This window comes from Veronia pacifica, assembly GCF_001707825.1.
Lineage (GTDB): Bacteria > Pseudomonadota > Gammaproteobacteria > Enterobacterales > Vibrionaceae > Veronia > Veronia pacifica.
Window position 1 is genome coordinate 1 of the sequence record NZ_LYBM01000087.1, and the last position, 6231, is coordinate 6231.

Genomic DNA, 6231 nt, shown 5'->3' on the forward strand with positions numbered 1-6231 from the left:
ACTCGCGTTTTCTGGGGGCATCGAGCGAGGCCAGTGGTTCGTCCATCAACAGCAGTTCGGGCGAGGTCAGCAAAGCTCTGCCAATCGCCACCCGCTGTTTTTCACCACCAGACAGAGTCGCAGGATAACGATGCAACAACTTGCGCACCCCCAGCAGGTCAACGATTTGATCAAAGTGCGCAGGTTTTCTGCCCCGGGTGCCATAAGTCAGATTCCCACTGACGCTGTAGTGAGGGAACAGACGGGATTCCTGAAACACATAACCGATATGACGCTTCTCCGGTGGCAGATTAATCTTCCCGTGTTGATACAGACTCCGGCCTTTTAGCTGAATATGCCCCCGGTCAGGCGCGCTGAGTCCGCCAAGGATATTAACCAGAGAGGTTTTCCCGGCACCTGAACGACCAAATACCGCAGTTACACCGCTTGTCGGCAGTGTCGCCGAGACACTGAGTCTGATATCGCCAAGCTGTTTTTCTATTTCAATATCCAGCGTGTCAGTCTCATTGTTCAGCATGAAGTTGCCATCCTTTTCTGGGCTTTTGCTGTGAGGTATTGCGATGCCACCAGCGATAGCAACGCAATCACAATAGAGATAATGCAAAGCCGCATGGCCTCGTGTTCAGCACCCGGTGTTTCAATAAAGGAGTACATCGCCAGCGGAATGGTGCGGGTTTCACCGGGGATATTTGACACAAAGGTAATGGTGGAACCGAACTCGCCCAGACTGCGGGCAAACGCAATGATCATTCCTGAAATAATGCCGGGCAGACTGAGTGGCAGGGTGATGGTAATAAAAACGCGAAGACGATGACTACCAAGGGTGCGAGCCGCCTGCTCAAGCCGGACATCAATGCCTTCAATAGCCTGCCGGATCGCCCTGACCATTAATGGAAAAGAGACTACAGCCGAAGCAAGTGCCGCGCCACGCCAACTGAATGAAAAGCTGATACCGAACCAGTCAAACAACAACTGGCCAACCGGGCCTTGTCGTCCCATAGCGACAAGCAGCAGATAGCCAACGACCACTGGGGGCAGCACCAAAGGCAAGTGGACGATGCCATCAAAAACAGCTTTGCCGTAAAAATCACAACGGGCAAGTACCCATGCGCACAGAATGCCAAGAGGCAGGCTGGCAAGCACCGCCACTGATGAGACCTTGAGGCTAAGCAGCAGTGCGGCGATCTCGTATTCACTTAACACGATTTATTCCTCTCCGACGCTGTGTGTCTTAACCTCAAACCCATAATGACGAAACACCTTTGCAGCTTCAGGCCCCTGCAAATAGCGATAAAAAGTTAATGTCATCTCGGAGGTATCGCGTTTAACCAGTGCCAGCGGATAGAGAATGGGAGAATGACTGTCTGGCGGAAATGTGGCGGCAACCCTCACGTTATCAGACACCTTGGCATCTGTTTGATAAACGATGCCATAAGGGGATTCGCCCCGCTCTACCAATGCCAGTGCCGCTCGCACATTGGCCGACTGAGCGAGGTGGGAAGAAGCCTTATTCCAAAGCCCCAGGTGCTCAAGTGACTGTTTGGCGTATCGCCCGGCAGGAACATGGTCTGGATCAGCAATGGCCAGGCGACTGTCACCGATAGCCGCAACCAAATCCCAGTCAGAATTCAATGTCACAGCAGCTGATGAATTCACTTTAGGGCTGACCAGCACCAGTTGGTTTGACAGCAAAACCACTGTTGAGTCGGCAACTACTGCTTGCTTACCCGCGAGGTAGTCCATCCACTCTTGGTTGGCACTGAGGTAGAGATCAGCTGGCGCACCGTAAGCAATTTGTCTCGCCAGTGCTGAGGACGACGCAAACGAAAAGACGATCTCACTGTCATGCTGGCGATCAAACTGACGACCAATATCCATCAGTGCATTGGTCATTGATGAGGCGGCAAACACAAGCACCCGCTCCTTCGCCGAAACTGGCGAGCTGATGCAAAAAAGCATCAAGATCATCACCCAGAATTGTCGCTGTCGTTTTATCACTCTGCCCACTGCCATTCTCTGCTCTGTCTACATTAATACTAGCAAGCGTTATATACCTTAGTAAATAACGCTTAGACAAGCTAAACTGGAGGGATTTGCAACTTCATTGCGCCGGATCAGGCTTTTCAGCATAGGGATTAGAAATGCACGTCATCATTGGCGGCGATATATTCGAACGATCCGGTGTCAGACACATTGCTCAGGAGCCATTTACACATGCAGCTTGATGCCAGTCTCACTCTCTCGCTGAACAATAAAGTGTTTGCCAACCCAAGGCGTATTGCCCTGCTAGAGAAAATCACGCAGACAGGATCGCTGAATCAGGCAGCCAGACAGGCTGATATCAGTTATAAAGCAGCCTGGGACGCGGTTAACGCCATGAATAGTGCGTTTGATACGCCCGTTGTCCTGAGTGAGAAAGGTGGCAAAGGCGGTGGCGGAGCAAGGCTCACACCCTTTGGTCAGAGGTTGCTTACCGTTTACCGCCTCACCCGTCAGGTTCAGGATATGGCCCTTAACGCCCTTCAGGACCAGAATATCGCCATGGATAATCTACTGGATCTGATGGCACACTTTTCATTGCAGACCAGTGCCCGAAACCAATTTACTGCCAAGATCACCGATATCATCTCTGTTGGGATCAACGATAGGATTGTGACCACACTCCCCGGCGGACAAGGCTGTGAGACCACAGTCACCCGCGCCAGCAGTAAACGGCTTGGCCTAGAGGTCGGCAGTCATATTCTGCTGCTGTTGAAAGCCCCCTCTGTCAGGATCACCACACAGGAAGATCAGCCCAATGCTGGTGAAAGCGCCCTGCTTGGTAAGCTGGTAAGTGTGCGAGCAGAGGGCAATCAGTCTGAAGTGTGTTTGGATATCGGTGGTGGATATACGGTATTTTCTGTGATGAATACCGACACACTGGCACCTCTTGGGTTGGAGACAGGTGGTCGCTATCAGGCTTGTTTTCAGTCAAGTCACCCTGTTATTGCTAGCCTTGGTAACAGCGGTGCCTCTTCACCCCGCAAGCCAGAACAGCATGAGTGAAATGGCACCTGACGGAGTTGCTAAATACTTGCTTTTCGGGCTGCAGGTTTTCGGGCTGCTCGTTTTCAAGTACCATGCCGCCATAGATATCAGAGCCGGAAGGTAACCTTATGAATAAAGCCGTTGTCGTATTCAGTGGCGGTCAAGACTCCACGACCTGTCTGATTCAGGCACTGTCGGAGTTTGATGAAGTACATTGCATCACATTCGATTACAACCAACGCCATGCTGAGGAAATTGAAGTCGCCAAGAAAGTGGCAAATACACTTGGTGTTTCTTCCCATAAAATCATGGATGTGGGCTTGCTTAACGAGCTGGCGATCAGTTCTCTGACCCGTGACAATATTGCGGTTTCTCATGAGCTGCAAGATAACGGTTTGCCGAATACATTCGTTCCGGGCAGGAATATCCTGTTTCTGACCCTTGCAGGTATCTACGCTTATCAACTGGGTGCCAATACCCTGATCACTGGCGTATGTGAAACCGACTTTTCCGGCTATCCCGACTGTCGCGATAATTTTGTCAAAGCAATGAACAATGCCTTGGTGCTGGGAATGGATAAAGCCCTGGAGATCAAAACGCCGCTGATGTGGTTGAACAAAGCGGAAACCTGGGCACTTGCTGATAAATTCAACAAGCTTGATTTTGTCCGCGAGAATACCCTGACCTGCTATAACGGTCTCATTGGTCCGGGTTGTGGTGATTGCCCTGCCTGCGATCTCCGTCAACGTGGCCTTGATGATTATCTGGCAGACACGGGTGCCGTTATGGCTGCACTGGAGAGTAAAACTGCCTGATATCTGTCACAGTGCAGTCAGGTGGCGATAAAGAAAAAGCGGCATTGCCGCTTTTTTTAGTAGAAGTCGTCGCTATCTGAGAGGGTATATTAGTTACCTGCCTCTGCCTTTTCTTTTTGTCTCGCTTCAAAAGCCGCTTGTTGCTCTGGCGTGCCGGCAACTGATATTTCTCTTTCCACTCACTGTAAGGCATGCCGTATATACGTTCACGTGCCTCATCGTAACTGACCTCTATCCCCTCTTTTTTTGCCTCTGCCATGTACCATTTGCCTAAACAGTTTCGGCAAAAATCAGCCAGAATCATCAGGTCGATGTTCTGGACATCAGTATGCGTCTCTAGGTGGTGGAGGAAACGTCTGAAGGTAGCTGCATCCAACTTATCCTGAAGCGAATCATCAATCTTTTCTGACATTTTTCTCTCCTACACAGAAAATGTGATTTACGCCTACCCCCTCATCAATGCGAGGGAAAGGCTGTCTCGGTATATCAATCGTATTTTTTCAGTAATGTAAAAAAGGGCTACCAGCTGGCAACTCTTTTGTCTGTTAATCATATAATTATGTCCGACGGGTATAAAGCTGTCTTTCCAGATGAGGTATGACGGCCAGAACGTATTTTCGTTCACGCTACCTGACTTGCTCTACATAGACTCCATGTAGCAATAAAAGGCGAATACACCATAGCCAAAAAACCCGTCCACACAGCTTTAAATATAGAAAACGAAACGACAGTCATTTGGTCAACCTGAAGAGCGGTAAGGATAAGAATGAGAGGTAATCCTGTTACTGTAAAAGAGAGCCCTCCGAGAAAAAATCCAATTAAAAAGGGCGAACACCATAACCACTCAACATGCTTCAGATAATTTGTGGGCACGCGAGGCACCGAACCGGATGACACCTGCTTTTTGATGATCGCACTGGTGATAAGCGTGGTAAGGAAAGGTAAAAGGAATGAAGTCAGCGCAATATCGCCAGCCATACTGACCCAGCCCCACATAGGCACAATCCCAATCGCGCCAAAAGCAACCCATGCACCGATACCATTACCGAATGCATTACCCAACACGGGAAATAAGCCCTGCTCAACAGTAAATAGTCTTACGTGTCTTTTGGTAATCTGCATAAATAAGGGCGTACCTTTGTTGCAACGGAGTCAAAGTAACGACAGAACACTGAGCAAAAGAGCGTGGCTTTCACTTTCAGATAGATAACAAACATAGTTGACCGTTGTAGACCAGGCGCAATCAAACTTAAGACATTGCTAATTATGATTAGCCGTCATTTCCATTGATGTGTAACGCAAGCAGATAAATGAGAGGGGGGTGAGGTTATTGATCACTTCTAATGAGAAGGGGAAATAAGTATGGGGTGGGCCGAGTCGCCTCAGAAAAATCACCCCACAGTCTTGTTCTGTCGAATACAGAATTATCGCTCTAGTAAATAATCAACCAGTTCGAAGAGCTCATCTATCGATTTGAGACTCTGCATCTGCACGACGTATTTACCGTTTACAACAAGTCCGGGTACACCTGTCAGGCCTGTTTTCTTAAAGGCAGCCATGTATCGATTCGACATTGCATTCACAGGGAACGAGTTAAAGGTCTTATCAAACTTATCCGCTGATACGCCCTCATCGATAAAGATTTGGCGGAGTTCATCAACGCTCTTGGGCTGTTTTCGCAACCTGTGGATACGGTCAAACAATACTGGCGTGATCTTATCTTCAACTTTGAGCAATTCAGCCGTCGCATACGCTTTAGACACCTCTATGCCCATGTTCCCACCCATAAAGGACACATGATTTTTATAGAGTTTGGCGTTATCTGGCAGCTGTTTTTTCAGAGCAACCATAGCTGGCTCAAGATTATTACAGTGAGGACAGTAAAATGAGAAAAACTCAGTGACATTGGGAGCCTCAGACTTGGGTTGGTCTAATACCCTATAATGGTTTCCCTCTTTAAATTGCGCAGCATGTGCAGAAAGGGCACCAAGCAACAACACTGTGCCCATCATTATTTTTTTAAGCATTATCTGTAACACTCCCTGTTTCCGTTGTTTCATCTTCTCTCATCGTATTGAAAGCAAGCGTTTATTTATCGTGGTGACGGTCATCGTAATGGGTATGGAAATATCGGTATAGGAGACGCCAATAAAAGAACAGCCCAACTCACAATTCGCAAATTTCCTACCCTGCAGGGTAAACCATATTCTGGTAGCACTGTCGACAAAGTCTCTAATGTGAATGAATGTTTTAAAACTGCCGAACAAGGCCAAAATTGGATAACATCACAGCGTCACGTCGAAAAAACCAGCAAACGCGCCGCTTTTTTGAGAAAAGACTTTACAGCTTTGTCCTGTTTGATAATATCCGCCCCGCACTTGTGGTGGGG

The 6231-nt window shown here is 48.5% G+C and carries 7 protein-coding genes and 1 pseudogene; 2 read left to right on the plus strand and 6 right to left on the minus strand.

Translation table 11 applies throughout. From position 1 onward, the window contains the following. The 3 genes from A8L45_RS23025 to modA form a co-directional block, all read right to left on the minus strand. Window positions 1–517, minus strand: a 517-nt coding sequence (locus tag A8L45_RS23025; RefSeq protein ID WP_139122465.1) for an ATP-binding cassette domain-containing protein, incomplete at its 3' end; no start/stop codon positions are given. Continuing rightward, a complete protein-coding gene (gene modB, locus A8L45_RS23030) occupies window positions 511–1203 on the minus strand; it encodes a molybdate ABC transporter permease subunit (RefSeq protein ID WP_068905685.1) in 693 nt (230 codons plus the stop codon). The genes A8L45_RS23025 and modB, both read right to left, overlap by 7 nt. A gap of 3 nt (window positions 1204–1206) precedes the next feature. Beyond that, window positions 1207–2013, minus strand: a complete 807-nt coding sequence (modA, locus tag A8L45_RS23035; protein ID WP_083228504.1) for a molybdate ABC transporter substrate-binding protein — start codon at window positions 2011–2013, stop codon at window positions 1207–1209. Between the two features lie 201 nt (window positions 2014–2214). Here modA and A8L45_RS23040 point away from each other — a divergent pair, with 201 nt between their 5' ends. Both A8L45_RS23040 and queC read left to right on the plus strand, forming a co-directional pair. Further along, window positions 2215–3045, plus strand: coding sequence for a TOBE domain-containing protein (locus A8L45_RS23040; protein ID WP_068905686.1), 831 nt, complete (start codon window positions 2215–2217; stop codon window positions 3043–3045). Window positions 3046–3155: 110 nt separating this feature from the next. Next, a complete protein-coding gene (gene queC / locus A8L45_RS23045) occupies window positions 3156–3842 on the plus strand; it encodes a 7-cyano-7-deazaguanine synthase QueC (protein WP_068905687.1) in 687 nt (228 codons plus the stop codon). An 89-nt stretch (window positions 3843–3931) separates the two neighbouring features. Here the strand turns inward: queC and A8L45_RS23050 are convergent. The 3 genes and pseudogenes from A8L45_RS23050 to A8L45_RS23060 form a co-directional block, all read right to left on the minus strand. Then, window positions 3932–4254 (minus strand): annotated as a pseudogene (locus A8L45_RS23050) (DUF1244 domain-containing protein). A 209-nt stretch (window positions 4255–4463) separates the two neighbouring features. Next, entirely contained in the window at window positions 4464–4964 is a 501-nt protein-coding gene (locus A8L45_RS23055; protein ID WP_068905688.1) for a hypothetical protein, read from the minus strand. Between the two features lie 302 nt (window positions 4965–5266). After that, entirely contained in the window at window positions 5267–5869 is a 603-nt protein-coding gene (locus A8L45_RS23060) for a thiol:disulfide interchange protein DsbA/DsbL (RefSeq protein WP_068905689.1), read from the minus strand. Between the last annotated feature and the right edge of the window lie 362 nt (window positions 5870–6231).